Here is a 17,201-nt window from a genome sequence, read left to right as displayed (position 1 = left end):
GGAAACCGCCACCTCACCCCGGATGCGACAGGGGCGACGTGCAAGGAAACGGGGTGAGGTGAAAGGTCCACACCGTCACGGCTCCAGTCCGACTGTCCACAGCCGACGAATCGCCCGTGTCGACGCCCGACGGACCGGGCCACGATCGGGCCATGGACGCCTCCCTCCTCCACCTCGCGCACGAACGCGGACACATCTCCCGGCCCGAGATCCTCGCCACGGGTCACGGAGACCGCGAGATCCGGTCGGCCATCAGATCGGGCCTCCTGACCCGGATCGGGGCCGGCCTCTACGCGCCGGCAACGCTTTACCGTGGTCTGACAGACGAGGAGAAGCTGGTCACCCGAAGCAGGGCGGTGTTCGACCGCCACCGTGGGACCGTCGCCCTCACCCACCAGTCCGCCGCGGCCGTCCACGGCATCGCGCTGTGGGGCGCACCGCTCGACGAGGTCCACGTGACACGACTCGATCACGGACGCAGCCGGCACGAGGCGGGCGTGCAGCACCATGTCGGCGGCATGGCCGAGGCCGACGTCGTCGAGATCGACGGCGTCCTGGTGTCGAGTCCCGACCGATGTGTGTGGGAGCTGGCCTGCGGGCAGTCCCCCGAGTCGGCGATCGTCTCGGCCGACGCGGCACTGCACCAGGGGTTGGTCACGGCCGCGTCCTTGCACGACACCTCGGGCCGGTTCCGCACCTGGGGTGGTTCCCGGTCGGGACGACTCGCGCTGAGCCTGGCTGACGGCCGCGCCGAATCGCCGGGTGAGTCACGAGCCCGGTATCAGTTCTGGCGTCACGGCATCCCGCGCCCCGACCTGCAGTTCCGGGTCACAGACGAGAGCGGACTGTTCGTGGCGCGCACCGACTTCGCCTGGCGGCTGCACCGGCACCTGGCCGAGTTCGACGGCCGCATCAAGTACGACGGGACGTTCGGCCCAGACGGCTTCGCGTCCGTCTTCGACGAGAAACGGCGCGAGGATCTCGTCCGCGCCCAGTTGTGGGGCCTCACGCGGCTCATCTGGTCCGATCTCGGTGAGCTGGCCGTCGCCAGGGCGATGGCCAGGCTGAAGGCCGACCTCGACCGTTCGCGGTCGCTCTACGCCCGCCACATCGCCTGACGTCCGGGGGCCACCGGAGCCGCCCACAGAAAACCGGCACGCCCTCCCGGATGCAACAGGGGTGACGTGCCGGTTGTCGTGGTGCAGCCCGAGAGATTCCGGGGTGCACCTGGGAAACTGCGACCAGGGCCGAAGGTCAGAGCGACGTGCCGGCGCTGCGCAGCGCTGCGCAGGCCTCGGCGACACGGGCCGACATGCCGACCTCGGCAGCCTTGCCCCACGCACGCGGGTCGTACTGCTTCTTGTTGCCGACCTCGCCGTCGACCTTCAGGACGCCGTCGTAGTTCGACAGCATCCAGCCGGCGATCGGACGGGTGAAGGCGTACTGCGTGTCGGTGTCGACGTTCATCTTGACGACGCCGAAGTCGACGGCCGCCGAGATCTCCTCGGGCAGCGAGCCCGATCCGCCGTGGAACACCAGGTCGAACGGCGACTCCTTGCCGTACTTGGAGGCCACAGCCTCTTGCGCCGCCTTGAGGATCTCCGGCTTCAGCGTGACGTTGCCGGGCTTGTAGACGCCGTGGACGTTGCCGAACGTCAGGGCCGTCAGGTAGCGGCCCTTCTCGCCCAGGCCGAGGGCCTCGGCGGTCGCCAGGGCGTCCTCGGGGGTCGTGTACAGGTGCTCGCCGAGGCCACCCTCGACACCGTCCTCCTCGCCGCCGACGATGCCGATCTCGACCTCGAGGATGATGCGCGCGGCTGCGGCGGCAGCCAGCAGCTCCTGCGCGATCTGCAGGTTCTCGTCGAGCGGCACGGCCGAGCCGTCCCACATGTGCGACTGGAAGTAGGGCAGTCCGCCAGCGTCGACCCGCTCCTTGGACGCGGCGATCAGCGGACGCACGAAGTCGTCGAGCTTGTCCTTGGGGCAGTGGTCGGTGTGCAGCGCGACGTTGACCGGGTACTTCTTGGCGACCTCCTGCGCGAACGCGGCGAAGGCCAGCGAGCCGGAGACCATGTTCTTGACGGTGTGGCCCGAGAAGTAGTCGGCGCCGCCGGTCGAGACCTGGATGATGCCGTCGCTCTCGGCCTCGGCGAATCCGGCGAGGGCGGCGTTGAGGGTCTGCGACGACGAGACGTTGATGGCCGGGTAGGCGAACGACTCGCGCTTGGCCTTGTCGAGCATCTCGGCGTAGACCTCAGGTGTGGCGACGGGCATGCGAACTCCAGTGGGTAGAGGGGGCGGCAGGCCCCATTGTTCCAGTTGCCGGGTCGCTGCTGCTCGGGGCCGCGCTCACGACCCCGCGAGAGCCTTGACGGCGGCACGTGCGGCGACCTGCACGGGGCTCCAGACCGAGGCGAACGGGGGCGCGTAGGCCAGGTCGAGCATCACGACCTCGTCGACCGTCATGCCCGCGACCAGGGCCGTGGCGGCGACGTCGATGCGCAGCGCGGCGTCCTCGGCACCGACGATCTGGGCACCCAGCAGCCGGCGCGAGTCGCGGTCGGCGACGACCAGCACCGTCATGGTGCCCGCACCCGGCATGTAGCCCGCGAAGTTGGACGTCTCGATCGACGCCACGACGGGGTCGAAGCCGGCCTCGCGGGCGGCCTTGTCACCGAGTCCGGTGCGCGAGATCTCGAGCGAGCAGAACTTCGTGATGGCGGTCTGCACGACTCCCGGGAACGTCAGCCGCGGCTCCTGGCCGAGCAGCTCGGCGGCCAAGTTGTCGGCGGCGACCATGCCCTGCTTGTTGGCATGGGTGCCGAGCGGCAGGTGGATCAGGTCGCCGGTGATGCGGTCGTGGGTGACGACGCAGTCGCCCGCCGCCCAGATGTCGGAGAAGCCCCGCACCCGCTGCCGGTCGTCGACGACGATGCCGCCCTTGGCACCCAGCGGCAGGCCGGCGTCCCGTGCCAGCGACGAGCGCGCCGTCACGCCGAGGCCGAGGATCACGAGATCGGCCGGCAGCGTGCCCTCATCGGTCTCGACCGCGACCACGCGGCCTCGCGCGTCGAGCGTGAAGCCCTCGACCGCGACGCCCGTGCGCAGGTGGATGCCGCGGGCCTTCATCGCCTCGGCCACCTGGTCGCCCAGCTGCGCCTCGATGATCGGCATGACCGTCGAGGACCGCTCGACGACCGTCGTGTCGAAGCCGCGGGCGACGCACGCCTCGGCCATCTCCAGCCCGATGTAGCCGCTGCCGACGACCACGACGTGCTGCGGCCCCCGCTCCAGCTCGTCGAGGATGACCTGGCCGTCGTCGAGCGACTGGACGCCGTGGATGCCGTCGCCGTGGATGCCCGGGAGGTCGGGGCGCACGGGCTCGGCGCCCGTCGCGATGACGAGGTGGTCGTAGCCGATGGGGTCGCCGTCCTTGACCGAGACGGTGCGCGCCTCGGGGTCGATCGCCACCGCCTCCGCGCCGAGCCGCACGTCGATGCCGTTGGCGCGGTGCTCCTGCGGGGTGCGGGCCACGAGGGCATCGGCCGAGTCGACATCGCCGGCGACCCAATAGGGGATGCCGCACGCGGAGTACGACGTCCAGGTGCCGCGCTCGAGCACGACGACCTCGTCGTCCTTGCCCAGCCGGCGGCGGACGCCCGCTGCGACCGTCATGCCTGCGGCGTCTCCGCCGATCACCACCACACGAGAGCTCACGCCCTGAGCCTAGGTCCGGGGGCTCCGGGCTGCCGCGCGAGTGGCGCAGTTCGGGGCGCGAGTGGCGCAGTTTCGCGCGAGCGAGTGGCGCAGTTCGGGGCGCGAGTGGCGCAGTTTCGCGCGACACGCCGTCCCAGAATCGCGAGACTGCGCCACTCGCGGATCCCGGCGGCCCGCCCCCGGGGTCAGGGGATGGCGTGCTGGCGGATCCAGGCGTGCATCGCGATGGCGGCCGCGGCACCCGCGTTGATCGACCGGGTCGAGCCGAACTGCGCGATCGACAGCGTCTGTTCGCACGCAGCTCGCGCCTCGTCCGACAGGCCGGGACCCTCCTGCCCGAACACCAGCACGCACGCCGCGGGCAGCGTCGCCGACTCGATCGGCACCGACCCGTCGACGTTGTCGATGCCGAGCACCGGCAGACCCTCCTCGGCGGCCCACCGCGCGAGATCGTCGACCGTCTCGTGGTGCCGGACGTGCTGGTAGCGGTCGGTCACCATGGCCCCGCGACGGTTCCAGCGCCGGCGTCCGACGATGTGCACCTCCGCGACGGCGAAGGCGTTGGCGGTGCGGACGATCGACCCGATGTTGAAGTCGTGCTGCCAGTTCTCGATCGCGACGTGCAGGGGATGCCGGCGGGTGTCGAGGTCGGCGACGATCGCCTCGAGCGTCCAGTAGCGGTAGCCGTCGACGACGTTGCGGCGGTCACCGTCGCGCAGCAGCTCGGGGTCGTAGTGGTCGCCGACCGGCCACTCCCCCGGCCACGGTCCGACGCCGACCGGCTCCACCGGCTCGCTCACGCGAGGACGCCGAACTCCTCGCGGTACCCGCGCACGGCGTCGAGGTGCTCGGCGTGCCGGCCGGTCTGCTCGATGAACTCGATGATCTGGTCGAACGAGATGATCGAGACCACGGACACCCCGAAGTCGCGCTCGACCTCCTGGATCGCCGACAGCTCGCCGCGTCCGCGCTCCTGCCGGTCGACCGCCACGACGATGCCGGCCAGCGTCGCGCCCGCCTCGTCGACGATCTGCTTGACCTCGCGGATCGCGGTGCCGGCCGTGATGACGTCGTCGACGACCAGCGCGCGTCCCTGCAGGGGCGAGCCGACGATCAGGCCGCCCTCCCCGTGATCCTTCGGCTCCTTGCGGTTGAAGCACCACGGGACGTCTCGGCCGTGCAGCGCCGACAGCTGCACCGCGGCGGCCGACGCGATCGGGATGCCCTTGTAGGCGGGGCCGAGGAGCACCTCGAACGACAGGCCGCTCTCGACGATCGCATCGGCGTAGAAGCGGCCGAGCGCCGCGAGCCGAGCGCCGGTGTTGAACAGCCCGGCGTTGAAGAAGTAGGGCGAGGTGCGCCCCGACTTGAGGGTGAACTCGCCGAAGCGCAGCACCTCGAGGTCGAGGGCGAGCTCGATGAACTCGCGCTGGTAGTCGTGCATGGGGTCAGCCTAGGTGGACCGACGACGAGGGAGCGCGACCGCCGGTCAGCCGATCGTCGTGGTCTTGCCCGTCTTCTTGTCCTGGTCGCTCACGAGGTCGCCGATCACGACGTTGCGGTTGCGGGTGTGGAACAGCTCGGAGCACGTCAGCATCGTGATGACCGACTTGGTCGGACGCTCGCCCGCGGCATCGGGAGCCGGCACGCGCTGCAGGGGCCAGCCGACCGAGAAGTCGACCGTGATGGACGTGCCGGAGTTGCGAAGCCGGTACGTGTAGATGTGGCGGCGGGTCTCGACGACGACCTCGTCGCCCTTCTTGAGCTTCGGGAACTTCGCGAACGGCTCGCCGTGCGTGACGCGGTGCGCGGCGATCGCGAAGTTGCCGATCTCGCCGGGCAGGGCGCTCTTGGGGTCCCAGCCGACGCCGCTCGCGAGCGCCTTGTCGTCGAAGCCCTTGACGATCGGCTGCTCGTAGTCGGACCCGAACCGCTTGACCCGCAGCAGGCCGATGTCCTTGCCGTCGATGCCGTTGTCCCAGTTGCTCGCGATGCTCTGCTTGACGTCGGCCTGCTTCTGCTTGGCGATGATGTTGGTGCCGTAGTACTGCCACGCGCAGAACAGCAGGAAGCCGACACCGGCCAGGATCATGCCGACACCGAGCACGAAGACGGTGCGGCGCACGGGCCCGGAGCGAGGACGCTGGGGGGGCCCGACGGGCGCGAGGGTGGCGGTCATGGGCTGAATTGTCCCACCCCGTCCCAGCCCGCGGGCACCGCCGGAAAAGTTCTGATGAGTTTTCCTGTTTTTGCTGCGCACGCTGGGTGCACTCCCCTATGATTCTTGATGCAGGGTCAATGCGCTTCGTGCTGTTGGCGCCTGTTGTCGGCCCCACCGTTTCACCCCCCGAGAACGGTGGGGCCGACTTATGCCCTCTGCCGTTCAGACCGACGACACGTCGGCCGCCCTGAACGACCTGGCGACGAGCAGCACGACCGGCACGGTGACCAGTGGGATGACGAAGGCCCAGCGCAGGTGGCCCGCCGTCGCCGCGGCGCCGATGAGACCGCCGCCCAGGATCGCGCCCAGGTAGTTGGCGATGTTCATGCGGGCGATCGCGACGTCGCGGGCGTCCGGCGGCACCGCGGCGGCCAGCGAGGCGAAGGCCAGCGGCGCGAGGATCGCGAGCCCCACGCCGGTCACGAAGCAACCGATCACGGCGACCGCGGGGACGGGTGCCGCGACGACCGTCGCGAGCCCCACGAGCCCGACCGACGTGCCGATCGCGACGACCCGGGCAGCACCGATGCGGCGCACCACGAGGTCACCGCCGAAGCGGGACACCAGCGCGCCGACCTGGTAGGCCCCGTAGCCGAGCGGCGCGACGGACGCGGGTGCGTCGAGGGCGTCCTCGAGGTAGACCGTGCTCCAGCTCAGGATGCCGGTGTCGGCGGCGTAGAACACCAGCACGACGAGGCCGAAGACCAGCACAGGTCGCCACGGCAGGTCGAGGCCCGCGGCCGACAGACCGGGGTCGCGCTCGCGGGCGTCGACGAAGTGGCCGGCCGCGACGGTCGAGACGATCCACGTGATGGCGGCGACGACGGCGAGCGACGCCGCGAACGGGACGTCGATCCTGGCGACCCCTGCCGCATAGAGCGCACCGAGGATGCCGCCGACCGACCACAGGCCGTGGAAGCTCGCCATGATGCTGCGCCCGTAGGCCTCCTGCACCCGCACGCCCTGCATGTTCATGCCGGCGTCGACGGCACCGACCCCGAGGCCGTACACGACGAAGGCCGCTGCCAGCAGCGGGACGGTGGGCGCGACACCGACCAGCAGCGCGCCGAGACCGATCGTGAGCAGGGCCAGCCGGAACGCCGTCGCGCTGGAGCGTCGCTCGGCGACGACGCCTGCGAGGACGCTGCCGACGCCCGACACCACGGCGACGAGGACGAGGATCAGCGTCAGCCCTCCGTCGTCGAGGTCGAAGCGGTCCTTGATGCGCGGTGCCTGGGTCACGATCGCCGCGAACACCAGCCCCTGCAGGAAGAACCCGGCTCCCACCGAGGCGCGTGCACGTCGCAGGTCGGTCATCGCGTCATCGTAGGGGCAGGGCGGGGCCACCTCACCCCATGAAGCCGAACGGCGCGGCCTTGACGCCCGGGAACACCCTCGACAGGTCGAGCGAGGGGAACCGCGCGGCCAGCACCTCCATCAGGACGCTGCGGTAGTCGGTCGTCACGGCGAGGTCGCCGTCGATCTGGCTGCCGGTCCCGAGGGTCGGCCATCGGGAGTAGAAGCGTCCACCGACGACGCCGGCTCCCAGCGCGAACACGGCATTGCCGTAGCCGTGGTCGACGCCCCGCGAGCCGTTCTCGGTCAGGCGCCGGCCGAACTCGCTCAGCGTCACGACCGTGACGCGTCCGGCGTCCGGCCCGAGGTCGGTGAAGAACGCAGCGAGGCACGCCGCGAGGTCCCCGATGGTGCTCTTGACGCGCCAGCGGAGGTCGACGTGGTGGTCCCAGCCACCGGCGTCGACCGCGACGGCCTTGACCCCTACCTTCGCGCGGATCAGCCCCGCGGTGGCTCCGAGCGCCTCGCCGAGGGCCGAGTACTCCGGGTAGGTCACGCCCGACGGCGGCCCCGCGCCCACCGCGCTGTCGATCTCGCCGGCGCGTGCGGCCAGCGCGAAGGCCCCGGTGCCGGCAGCCTTCAGCGGCCCGTCGACCGCGTACTGGGTCTTCAGCGTCGCCGTGACCCGCTGCCGCATCGTGGCATCGGCGTGGAACGGCATCAGCAGGTCGTCGAAGCCGCTGGTCGACAGGCTCGGGGCGGGGCCGACCAGGGCCGTCGGCGTAATGGTCGAGCCGATCTGGACCCCGTCGAGCACGTCGGGCACCGACGCCAGGCCGGAGATCATCCGGTTGATCCAGCCGATGCGCTCCGAGCTGCCGGGATCGGCGTCCTCCAGCAGCTCCATCGCCTCGAAGTGGCTGCGGTTGGGCACGGGCAGGCCGACGGCGTGGATCCCGGCCATCTGGCCGCGCGTCCACATGCCCGTGAGCGGCGCGAACGCCGGGTGCAGACCGAACGTGCTGTCGGCCCCGATCAGCTCGCCACGAGCGATGGACGTCGTCGGTCGCGCGGCGTAGTAGGCGCTCTCGGCGTGCGGGACGATCATCGACAGGCCGTCGGCCCCGCCCCGCAACGACACCACCACGAGGATGTTGCCCTCCGTCGCGCCGAAGACCGTCGACGTCAGCACATCGCCGAACATCGACGTCGTGACGCCGGCGAGCGACGCCAGACCTGCCGCCTTGAGGATCGAGCGGCGGCTCGGCCCGTACTCGTCGCAGCCGCAGCCGTCGTCGGGCGTCGCGATTCCGGCGGAGGCGCTCATCGGAGCATCCCCTCGGGCGCGTTGAGCACGCTGCCGCGCACGACGGTCCACGTCCAGTCGGAGACCGCCGACGCCGATGTGAGGGAACGGCCCACCGTGACGTTGAGCAGGTCGGCGACGCCCTGGCGCAGCGCCGGGGTCGACTCACGGCCCAGCAGCAGGCGCGCCTGGTGGTCGACGAGTTGGCCGAGCGTCAGGGGCCAGGTCGTCGGCATCAGATCGGACCGCGACGGGATCGTGACCTCCTGGGCTCCCCACCAGTTGCCGGCGATCGCGTAGTGCAGGTTCCAGCTGCGCACGACGCGAGCCGGCGACGTCCAGGTCGACGACGTCTCGGGGAAGCCGTCGGGCCGCGGCCAGTCGAACTGCATCTGCCCGACGGCGTTACTCATCCAGACGACCTGACGGGCGAACGCCGAGTCGCCCTCCGCGCCGGTCGGCGTCATCGACAGCACCCTGGCGCCGTTGACGATGTCCTCGGTGGGTGTGCGGACCTTCTCGCCGACCGAGCTGGCGAAGTCGGGGTGTCGCACCATCGCCCGCAGCGCCGCCCTGATGTCGGTGTCGGAGTCGCGGTAGGCCTTCGCGACGGCCGCCACGACGTCGTCGGACGGGGTGTCGCTGACGAACCGGGTGCACAGGCGGCGGGCCAGGCGGGTCGCCGTGGCGGGGTGACGCGCGAGGTAGTCGAGGTAGGCCGCGACCGCCGCGCGTCCGTCGGGATCGGTGTTGGGGTGCGTGAACCCCATGACCGAGACGGTGCCGACGTAGTGGTCGTTCGGCTGGTAGGAGTCGGCGAAGTCGTCGAACACCTTGACCTTGAAGCCCGTGAGCAGCTGCGCGGAGCTCTTGACGTCCGCCTCGTCGTAGCCGGCCGGACGTCCCACGGTGTAGAGCTCGAGCAGCTCGCGGCCGAGGTTCTCGTTGATGCCGTTCTTGGTGTTGGACGAGTTGTTGAGCCAACCCGACATCGCCGGGTGCACGACGGCCTCCCGCAGCATCATCCGGAACCTGCCGAGCGCGTGGCGGCGGATGACGGCGTCGAACGAGGTGCGCCACGGGAACGAGCGGTCCTCGCCGGCCGGGATGTAGAGCAGGTTGGACCAGAAGTCGGCCATGACCTCGTGCACCTGGCGACGCGACACGATCTTGCGGGCCAAGGTCGCGGTGCGGAAGTCGTAGCCGTAGTCCCAGGCGCTGCGCTCCTCGGTGGTGATCCGGCTCCAGGCCTTGGCCGGCGAGTCGGCCAGGAACGGGAACCACGAGGCGACGCGCTCGCCCGCCGGGTCGGAGAGCCTCGTCCAGGCGAGCTGGCGCTCGAACCACTGCTGCCAGCTGCCGGCGGCCCGCAGCTCGGCGATGACGTCCTCGGTGACGCCGAACGTGAAGCGGCTCGCGACGTGGTGCTGCGACGTCGACAGCGTGGCGGGGGTGACGGCGGACGACAACCGGGTCGCACTCACGGCTCTCCCCCCGCTCGGCCCTCCCGTGGTCATGCGCGACCTGGCCTGGGCTCAGCGTAGGACTGCGCAGTGTCACCTGCACACGGTTCGGCCGCAGCCCGCGCGGATACAGTCGGGACGGTGAAGACCTCCAGCCGCCGGATCGCCGGTCTCGGGACCACGATCTTCGCCGAGATGAGCGCCCTGGCGGCGCGCACGGGGGCGATCAACCTGGGGCAGGGATTCCCCGACACCGACGGTCCCGACGAGGTCGTCGACCACGCCGTGCAGGCGCTGCGATCCGGCCGCAACCAGTACGCCCCGGGCATCGGCGTGCCCGAGCTGCGCGATGCGATCGCGCATCACCAACAGCGCTTCTACGGCCTCACGGTCGATCCCGACGAGGAGGTCGCGGTCACGACGGGTGCCACCGAGGCGATCGCGGCGGCGCTGCTCGGCCTGGTCGACCCCGGCGACGAGATCATCGTGCTGGAGCCCTACTACGACTCGTACGTCGCGATGATCCAGATGTCGGGCGCCGTCCGACGTCCCGTGACCCTGCGGGCCCCCGACTTCCGGCTGCCCGTCGACGAGCTGCGGGCCGCGGCGTCACCACGCACGACCGCGATCCTGCTCAACACGCCCCACAACCCGACGGGCACCGTGCTGCGACGGGACGAGCTCGAGGCGATCGCGGCCCTCGCGATCGAGCACGACCTCGTCGTGATCAGCGACGAGGTCTACGAGCACCTGACGTTCGACGGCGTCCCCCACGTGCCGATCGCGTCCCTGCCCGGCATGGCGGAGCGCACCCTCACGATCTCGAGCGGCGGCAAGAGCTTCTCGTTCACGGGCTGGAAGATCGGCTGGGCGACAGGTCCGGCTCCCCTCGTGCAGGCCATGGTGGGGGCCAAGCAGTTCCTGACGTACACGTCGGGCTCACCACTGCAGCCGGCCATCGCCCACGCCCTCATGGCCGACGACGACTTCTTCACGGATCTGGCCACCCGCCTGCAGGAGCAGCGCGACCTGCTGTGCGACGGGCTCGCCGACCTCGGACTCGACGTCTTCGTGCCCGCCGGGACCTACTTCGCGACGACCGACATCCGTCCGCTCGGCTTCGAGGACGGCCTCGACTTCTGCCGACGACTGCCGGAGCTGGCCGGTGTCGTGGCGATCCCGCACCAGGTCTTCCACGATGACCTGGACGCGGGACGTCCGCTGGTGCGGTGGGCGTTCTGCAAGCGTCCCGACGTCATCGCCGAGGCACTCGACCGGCTGCAGGCGCTGCGCCGCTGACCGTCCTCAGTGGCCCGAGAGCTCGCCGGTCAGTCGTCCGTGGCGCTCGGCGCTGGCGTCGTCGAGACCGACGATCTGGACGGTCTTGCCCTTGCGCTCGTACTTGGTCGTGATGGCGTCGAGCGACGCGACGGTCGAGGCGTCCCAGACGTGCGCCTGCGACAGGTCGATCACGACGCGCTCGGGGTCGTCGGCGTACTCGAACTGGGTGTAGAGATCGTTGCTGGAGGCGAAGAACAGCTCGCCCGTCACGGTGTAGACCGCCCGGGCGGTGCCGTCCGGCCCCGTCTCGAGGCTGCGGTGCGTATCGGTGAGGTGCGCGACCCGGCGGGCGAACAACGTCATCGCGACCAGCACGCCGACGCCGACGCCAATCGCGAGGTTGTGGGTCAGGACGGTCACGACGACCGTCGCGAGCATCACTGCCGTCTCGCTCCTGGGCATCCTGCGCAGGGTCGAGGGCCGGATCGAGTGCCAGTCGAAGGTGCCGACCGACACCATGACCATGACGGCGACGAGCGCGGCCATCGGGATGAGCGCGACGGCGTCGCCGAAGCCGACCACGAGGACCAGCAGGAGGACACCCGCCAAGAACGTCGAGAGGCGGGTGCGGGCACCGGAGACCTTGACGTTGATCATGGTCTGCCCGATCATCGCGCAGCCGCCCATGCCGCCGAAGAAGCCCGTGATGACGTTGGCGGCCCCCTGACCCCACGTCTCGCGGGTCTTGTTCGAGTGCGTGTCGGTGATGTCGTCGACGAGCTTGGCGGTCAGCAGCGACTCGAGGATCCCGACCAGCGCCATCGCGACGGCGTACGGCGCGATGATCCGGAGGGTCTCGAGATCGAACGGGACGTCGGGGACGAACCAGGTCGGGAGGCTGTCGGGCAGCTGGCCCTCGTCGCCGACGTTCGGCACGTCGAGGGACCCGACGACCGTGAACGCGGTCAGGGCGACGATCGCGACCAGCGGGGCGGGGATCACGGCGTTGATGCGCGGGAACCCGACCAGCACGGCGATGCCGACGGCGATCATGGGGTAGACGGCCCACGGCACGTCGATCATGTGGTCGATCTGGGCCTCGAAGATCAAGATGGCCAGCGCGTTGACGAAGCCGACCATGACCGAGCGCGGGATGAAGCGCATCAGCTTGGCGACACCCGCGACGGCCAGGAGGATCTGCACGAGCCCGCCGAGCAGGACCGTCGCGATGAGGAAGTCGAAGCCGTGTTCGCGCATGACGGGCGCGATGACCAGGGCGACGGCACCCGTGGCCGCAGAGATCATCGCCGGGCGGCCGCCCAGGAACGAGATCGCGACGGCCATCGTGAACGAGGCGAACAGCCCCACGCGCGGGTCGACGCCGGCGATGATCGAGAACGAGATCGCCTCGGGGATCAGCGCGAGCGCGACGACGAGCCCGGCCAGCACCTCGGTGCGCAGCACGCGGGGCGACCTCAGCGCGTGCAGGACGGTTCCCTCGGCAGCGGCCGGACGGGTGGACGAACGAGCAGGCATGGGTTCTCCTGGGCGCAGCGGCGCGAGGTGGGTGCTGGGGCGGCCGTTCGATGGGCCACGATGGGTCGTGCCGGCGAGGCGTCGGCGAATTCCGGGTCCAACTCTACCGCAGCGGAAGGGTTGCTCCCTCCTCGACGACGGACGGGTGACGCGCATGACGATGCACATCGGCGAGGTCGCGACCCGCACCGAGCTGTCGTTGCGCAGCCTGCGGCACTGGGAGGACGTCGGCCTGATCACGCCCTCGGGGCGCAGCGACGGCGGCTTCCGGCTCTACACCGACGAGGACGTCGCCAAGATCCTGTTCGTGCGCCGCATGAAGCCGCTCGGGTTCTCGCTCGACGAGATGAAGGCCGTCATGGCCGATCTCGAGGCGTCACGCGACGCGGCGTCGTCGGCCGAGGTGCGGGCCGCGGCGCGCCGGCACCTGGCCGAGATCGAGGACGACGCGCGCGAGCGACGCGCGCGGCTGGAGCGGCAGGTCGCGATGGCCGACGAGTTCCTCGGGCTGCTCGGCGACGAGCTCAGGTGAGGACGCACCCTCAGCGCTGGTAGACGTCCGGGACGCCGTCACCGTCGTCGTCGGCCGCTTCCTGCCCCGCGATGCGCGAGTACACGCGGTCGCGGCTGCGCAGGATGATCGAGGCCAAGATCGCCGCCAGCAGCGATCCGGCGAGCACGCCGACCTTGACGTGGTCGTCGCGGTCGGACCCCGCGCCGTAGGCCAGGTCGCCGATCAGCAGCGACACCGTGAAGCCGATGCCGGCCAGCACCGCGACGCCGAAGACGTCCGTCCACGCCAGGTCGTCGTCGAGTCGCGCGCGGGTGAAGCGGGCGAACAGGGCCGTCGTGCCCAGCACGCCGACGGTCTTGCCGACGACCAGGCCCACGACGATGCCGATCGCGATGGGGTCGCGCAGCGCCTCCGACAGGCCGCTCAGGCCGCCGACCGTGACTCCCGCGGCGAAGAACGCGAACACCGGCACCGCGATGATCGTCGAGATCGGCCGCACCCGATGCTCGAAGTGCTCGGCCAGGCCGATGCCGCCGGAGCCGTCGCGCCGCAGCACCGGCACGGCGAAGCCCAGCAGGACGCCCGCCACGGTCGCGTGCACGCCGGACTCGTGCATCAGTGCCCACGTCGTCACGGCCAGCGGCAGCAGCAGCCACCACGAGCGGATGCGCTTCTGCACCGCGAGCGCGAACAGCCCCAGCGGGACCATCGCCGCGGCGAGATAGCCGACCTGCAGGTCGGACGTGTAGAAGATCGCGATGATCGTGACCGCCAGCAGGTCGTCGACAACGGCCAGCGTCAGCAGGAAGGTGCGCAGCGCGGTCGGCAGGTTCGAGCTCACGACGGCCAGCACCGCGAGCGCGAAGGCGATGTCGGTCGCGGTGGGGATGGCCCAGCCCCGCAGGTCGGAACCGCCGCCGGCGTTGACCGCGACGAACAGCAGCGCCGGCACGGCCATGCCGCCGATCGCCGCGACGACCGGCAGCGCGGCCCGAGCCGGGTCGCGGAGGTCGCCGGCCACGAACTCGCGCTTGAGCTCGAGGCCCACCACGAAGAAGAAGATCGCGAGCAATCCGTCGGCGGCCCACGTCGACAGCGTCAGGTCGAGGTGCAGCGCCGACGGCCCGACCCGCACCTCGGCCAGGCGCTGGTAGGAGTCGCCTGCCGGCGAGTTGGCCCAGACCAGCGCGATGACCGTGCCGAGCAGCAGCAGTGCTCCGCCGAAGGTCTCGGCCCGCAGCAGCACACCGATACGACGGGCCTCGGGCCAGCTGCCGCGGGACAGCAGGCGGCGGGGGGTGGGCGGGACGTTCATGGGGGCTCCGTGGGGGTCGACGACATCATGCCGACCAGACTTCCCGGCGCACCACGACCACCCTATCGGGACGATGCTCGAACGAGAATTCCTGCGCGACGGGGTTTGAGGGCGCGTGTCGGGGGAACAGTCTCGTCACCGTGCGCCGTTCCGGACGCGGTGGTGGCCTCGGGACCATCCAGCCTCAGACGTGCGGAGGACCGAGATGAGCCAACCGGCGATCGACACCATCGTCCGCGCCCAGAAGACCCTGATGGACCAGCACGACGTCACGTCGGAGACGGCGCTCGGACTGCTGGTGTGGGCGGCCACCGATCGGGGCGCGACGGTGCTCGACGTCGCGCAGTCGATCCTCGCTCGTCCGCACGCCTCCTTCGGGTTCGACTCGACCCTGCACGCAACCGCCTGAATCCGTCCCTCCCACGAAAGGAATCCCCCATGTACTTCGGTGGATCTATCGCTCTCATCGCCCTCGGCGCCATCCTCGCCTTCGCCGTGCAGGACCGCCTCTCCGGCGTCGACCTCGTCACGGTGGGCTACATCTGCATGGCCGCCGGTGCCCTCGGCATCGTGCTCAGCCTGGTCGTGAACAGCCGTCGCGAGCAGGTCGTCCGTCGCGACGACCTGCCGCCCCGCTGAACCCTGGCCCACGCATGACGAGGGGGACGATCACGATGTCGTGATCGTCCCCCTCGTCGCGTTCGCCGTCGATACAGTCGGCCATGGCCACTTTCACGACCACGCTGGTGCAGATGGGCAACAACGTCGGCATCGAGGTGCCCGAGGACGTCGTGCTGGGCTTCGGCGCCGGCCGGCGGGTCCCCGTGACCGTCCACCTCAACGGGCACGTCTACGCCTCGACGATCGCGAGCATGGGTGGACGGTTCCTCGTCCCCGTCTCGAAGGCTGTCCGCGAGGCGGCCGGCGTCGCCGGCGGCGAGCAGCACGAGATCACGCTCGAGCACGACACGTCGACCCGGACGCCCGACGTCCCCGACGATCTCGCAGAGGCACTCGCCTCGGCGGGCGTCCGCGCAGCCTTCGACGCCCTCGCGCCGAGTCGATCGAAGGAGCACGTGCGGTCTGTCGTCGAGGCCAAGGCGGCGGAGACGCGCGCGCGCCGCGTCGCGAAGGTCGTCGACTCGCTGCGCTGAGGCTGGCTCACGGCGCGGCCCAACGGGCGGTGACTGCGGGAGAAAAAGGAACGACGGCGGGCCGTGTTCGGCGACGTGCGAGCCCGGAAACCGGCAGCCGCCGCCCACATGCAGCGCACCGCCGTTCTGGCCTGATGGCGGACGCTGCAGCTTGATCGGTCCGACCATCTCCACGAAGCAACCGTCGCGCCCGGGACGACGACCTGGGATCCAGGTACGACGTGGCGTCCACGTATCTCGCTTCCGAGAAGGTGTCCCGCACCGTCGAAGTCGAGATTGATCATGCCGCCGACTTCGTCAGGGTCCCAGCAGTAGGTCTTCGCGACGTCACCGTCGCAGATCTCGTCCACGAGACACATGTCCGCAGGGGACCCGTGCCTGCTGCTGTGGGCAGCAGGCAGGAGCAGCGTCTACTGGGTTTCGGGGCTCCTGCAGTACCCCGCAGCGGCTTCGAGGGCGTTGGCGATCTTCTCCGAATCATCGCTGCTGAACGTGAAGGGTACCACCTGGTGCGCCTTCGATCCCAGATCGCGCAGGAGATCCATGGCCCCGTCACTTATCGCCGACTCGTACAAGGTCTGAGCGACACACTCCGGCTCGACATCTTCCGGCAGCTTCGGCGCGATCCCGGTCAGATCTGCACCGCGCGTCACCTCCTCGGCGTCCGTCAGCATCGGAACGCTCGAGCATCCGCCGAGAGCAATGGCCGTGAAGGCGGACGCAGCCAGGACTCCCCGAAACATCCCGTCACCCTACGACGTCCCAGTTCTATGGCCGATGTTCGAGTCGGGACAGGTCGGGCCATTCACGCGGGGGGCTGTCTGTATAGGACACAAGTTCAAGCCCAGCCAGAAATCCGTCATCCACAAATGCGATCACCTCTGCCGCCGGCTCGCCACCGATCGGGCTGACTACCGCCTCGCTGGGGACGGGCCGCTGCGAGAGTCCCCCCGCGGCTACGGCACCAAGGCTGGGCGCAAAGTCGACTGTGGGGCAGCCGCAGTCGCATCGCCCGACGACGAGCAATCCGTCTACCTGCGCACGAAGGACGTCGGCGCCCGGGAAGTCTGCGTCTAGTAGGAATACCAAGATGCTGCGCTCGGTATCGCTGATGGGACGCGGAGGCTCAACCTTCATCGCACCAGTCTGGCAGGGCGCACAGTTCGGGCGGCTGGCACCGATCTGGAGCGCAGTGTCAGGCCGCACGTACGCGAATCGACACGGAGCTGGCTGGCCGCACCAACCGGACACCGGAGACCCGGAGCCGCGCGTGAACAAGCGAGACGACCGTGGCTAGCAGTCAAGTCCCGGATTTCCGTGGAGCCGCCTGTCGGAATCGAACCGACGACCTTTTCATTACGAGTGAAACGCTCTACCGACTGAGCTAAGGCGGCCAAA

The 17,201-nt window shown here is 70.2% G+C and carries 17 protein-coding genes and 1 tRNA gene; 6 read left to right on the top strand and 12 right to left on the bottom strand.

The genetic code is table 11. From position 1 onward, the window contains the following. The first annotated feature begins 152 nt into the window (after positions 1–152). Positions 153–1,118, top strand: a complete 966-nt coding sequence (locus JOF40_RS07780) for a hypothetical protein (protein WP_129181657.1) — start codon at positions 153–155, stop codon at positions 1,116–1,118. 136 nt (positions 1,119–1,254) lie between these two features. Here JOF40_RS07780 and fbaA read toward each other — a convergent pair whose 3' ends face one another. The 8 genes from fbaA to JOF40_RS07740 form a co-directional block, all read right to left on the bottom strand. Beyond that, on the bottom strand, positions 1,255–2,274 hold the full coding sequence (gene fbaA, locus JOF40_RS07775; protein WP_129181654.1) for a class II fructose-bisphosphate aldolase: 1,020 nt from the start codon (positions 2,272–2,274) through the stop codon (positions 1,255–1,257). A gap of 75 nt (positions 2,275–2,349) precedes the next feature. After that, a complete protein-coding gene (locus JOF40_RS20225) occupies positions 2,350–3,717 on the bottom strand; it encodes an FAD-dependent oxidoreductase (RefSeq protein ID WP_246152802.1) in 1,368 nt (455 codons plus the stop codon). Positions 3,718–3,902: 185 nt separating this feature from the next. Continuing rightward, positions 3,903–4,517 carry a TrmH family RNA methyltransferase gene (locus tag JOF40_RS07765; protein WP_129181651.1) on the bottom strand — a complete coding sequence of 205 codons (615 nt, stop codon included), beginning with the start codon at positions 4,515–4,517 and terminating at the stop codon, positions 3,903–3,905. After that, positions 4,514–5,161 carry an orotate phosphoribosyltransferase gene (gene pyrE / locus JOF40_RS07760; protein ID WP_129181648.1) on the bottom strand — a complete coding sequence of 216 codons (648 nt, stop codon included), beginning with the start codon at positions 5,159–5,161 and terminating at the stop codon, positions 4,514–4,516. The genes JOF40_RS07765 and pyrE overlap by 4 nt, the downstream gene beginning before the upstream one ends. Before the next feature lie 45 nt (positions 5,162–5,206). Next, entirely contained in the window at positions 5,207–5,896 is a 690-nt protein-coding gene (locus JOF40_RS07755; RefSeq protein WP_129181645.1) for a class E sortase, read from the bottom strand. A 204-nt stretch (positions 5,897–6,100) separates the two neighbouring features. Continuing rightward, positions 6,101–7,255 (bottom strand): MFS transporter, encoded by a 1,155-nt coding sequence (locus tag JOF40_RS07750; RefSeq protein WP_129181642.1) that lies wholly within the window; start codon positions 7,253–7,255, stop codon positions 6,101–6,103. A 31-nt stretch (positions 7,256–7,286) separates the two neighbouring features. Continuing rightward, a complete protein-coding gene (locus JOF40_RS07745; RefSeq protein ID WP_129181639.1) occupies positions 7,287–8,561 on the bottom strand; it encodes a DUF1501 domain-containing protein in 1,275 nt (424 codons plus the stop codon). Beyond that, positions 8,558–10,024, bottom strand: a complete 1,467-nt coding sequence (locus JOF40_RS07740) for a DUF1800 domain-containing protein (RefSeq protein WP_188111732.1) — start codon at positions 10,022–10,024, stop codon at positions 8,558–8,560. Before JOF40_RS07740 ends, JOF40_RS07745 begins: the two co-directional genes overlap by 4 nt. 120 nt (positions 10,025–10,144) lie before the next feature. Between JOF40_RS07740 and JOF40_RS07735 the strand changes: the two genes are divergently transcribed. Further along, positions 10,145–11,302: a pyridoxal phosphate-dependent aminotransferase gene (locus tag JOF40_RS07735; protein ID WP_129181633.1), complete on the top strand. Its 1,158-nt coding sequence runs from the start codon at positions 10,145–10,147 to the stop codon at positions 11,300–11,302. A 6-nt stretch (positions 11,303–11,308) separates the two neighbouring features. Here JOF40_RS07735 and JOF40_RS07730 read toward each other — a convergent pair whose 3' ends face one another. Further along, positions 11,309–12,820, bottom strand: a complete 1,512-nt coding sequence (locus tag JOF40_RS07730) for a SulP family inorganic anion transporter (RefSeq protein ID WP_129181631.1) — start codon at positions 12,818–12,820, stop codon at positions 11,309–11,311. A gap of 154 nt (positions 12,821–12,974) precedes the next feature. Between JOF40_RS07730 and JOF40_RS07725 the strand changes: the two genes are divergently transcribed. After that, a complete protein-coding gene (locus JOF40_RS07725) occupies positions 12,975–13,352 on the top strand; it encodes a MerR family transcriptional regulator (protein WP_209674449.1) in 378 nt (125 codons plus the stop codon). 10 nt (positions 13,353–13,362) lie between these two features. Here JOF40_RS07725 and nhaA read toward each other — a convergent pair whose 3' ends face one another. After that, the gene (nhaA, locus tag JOF40_RS07720; RefSeq protein WP_129181625.1) at positions 13,363–14,649 is read right to left on the bottom strand and encodes a Na+/H+ antiporter NhaA; all 1,287 of its coding nucleotides are present in this window, start codon (positions 14,647–14,649) and stop codon (positions 13,363–13,365) included. Positions 14,650–14,854: 205 nt separating this feature from the next. Between nhaA and JOF40_RS07715 the strand changes: the two genes are divergently transcribed. The 3 genes from JOF40_RS07715 to JOF40_RS07705 all read left to right on the top strand — a co-directional run bounded on the left by JOF40_RS07715 (position 14,855) and on the right by JOF40_RS07705 (position 15,803). Continuing rightward, positions 14,855–15,058 (top strand): ANTAR domain-containing protein, encoded by a 204-nt coding sequence (locus JOF40_RS07715; protein WP_129181622.1) that lies wholly within the window; start codon positions 14,855–14,857, stop codon positions 15,056–15,058. Between the two features lie 29 nt (positions 15,059–15,087). Beyond that, positions 15,088–15,288, top strand: a complete 201-nt coding sequence (locus JOF40_RS07710; RefSeq protein WP_129181619.1) for a DUF6458 family protein — start codon at positions 15,088–15,090, stop codon at positions 15,286–15,288. Positions 15,289–15,371: 83 nt separating this feature from the next. Beyond that, entirely contained in the window at positions 15,372–15,803 is a 432-nt protein-coding gene (locus JOF40_RS07705) for a YdeI/OmpD-associated family protein (RefSeq protein WP_129181616.1), read from the top strand. A 410-nt stretch (positions 15,804–16,213) separates the two neighbouring features. Here JOF40_RS07705 and JOF40_RS07700 read toward each other — a convergent pair whose 3' ends face one another. Together JOF40_RS07700 and JOF40_RS07695 are read right to left on the bottom strand one after the other, a co-directional pair. Further along, entirely contained in the window at positions 16,214–16,477 is a 264-nt protein-coding gene (locus tag JOF40_RS07700; RefSeq protein WP_129181613.1) for a hypothetical protein, read from the bottom strand. 644 nt (positions 16,478–17,121) lie between these two features. Beyond that, positions 17,122–17,197 (bottom strand) — tRNA-Thr (locus JOF40_RS07695). Between the last annotated feature and the right edge of the window lie 4 nt (positions 17,198–17,201).

This window comes from Aeromicrobium fastidiosum, from assembly GCF_017876595.1.
Taxonomy (GTDB): domain Bacteria; phylum Actinomycetota; class Actinomycetes; order Propionibacteriales; family Nocardioidaceae; genus Aeromicrobium; species Aeromicrobium fastidiosum.
This window is presented reverse-complemented; position numbering and strand designations above follow the sequence as displayed.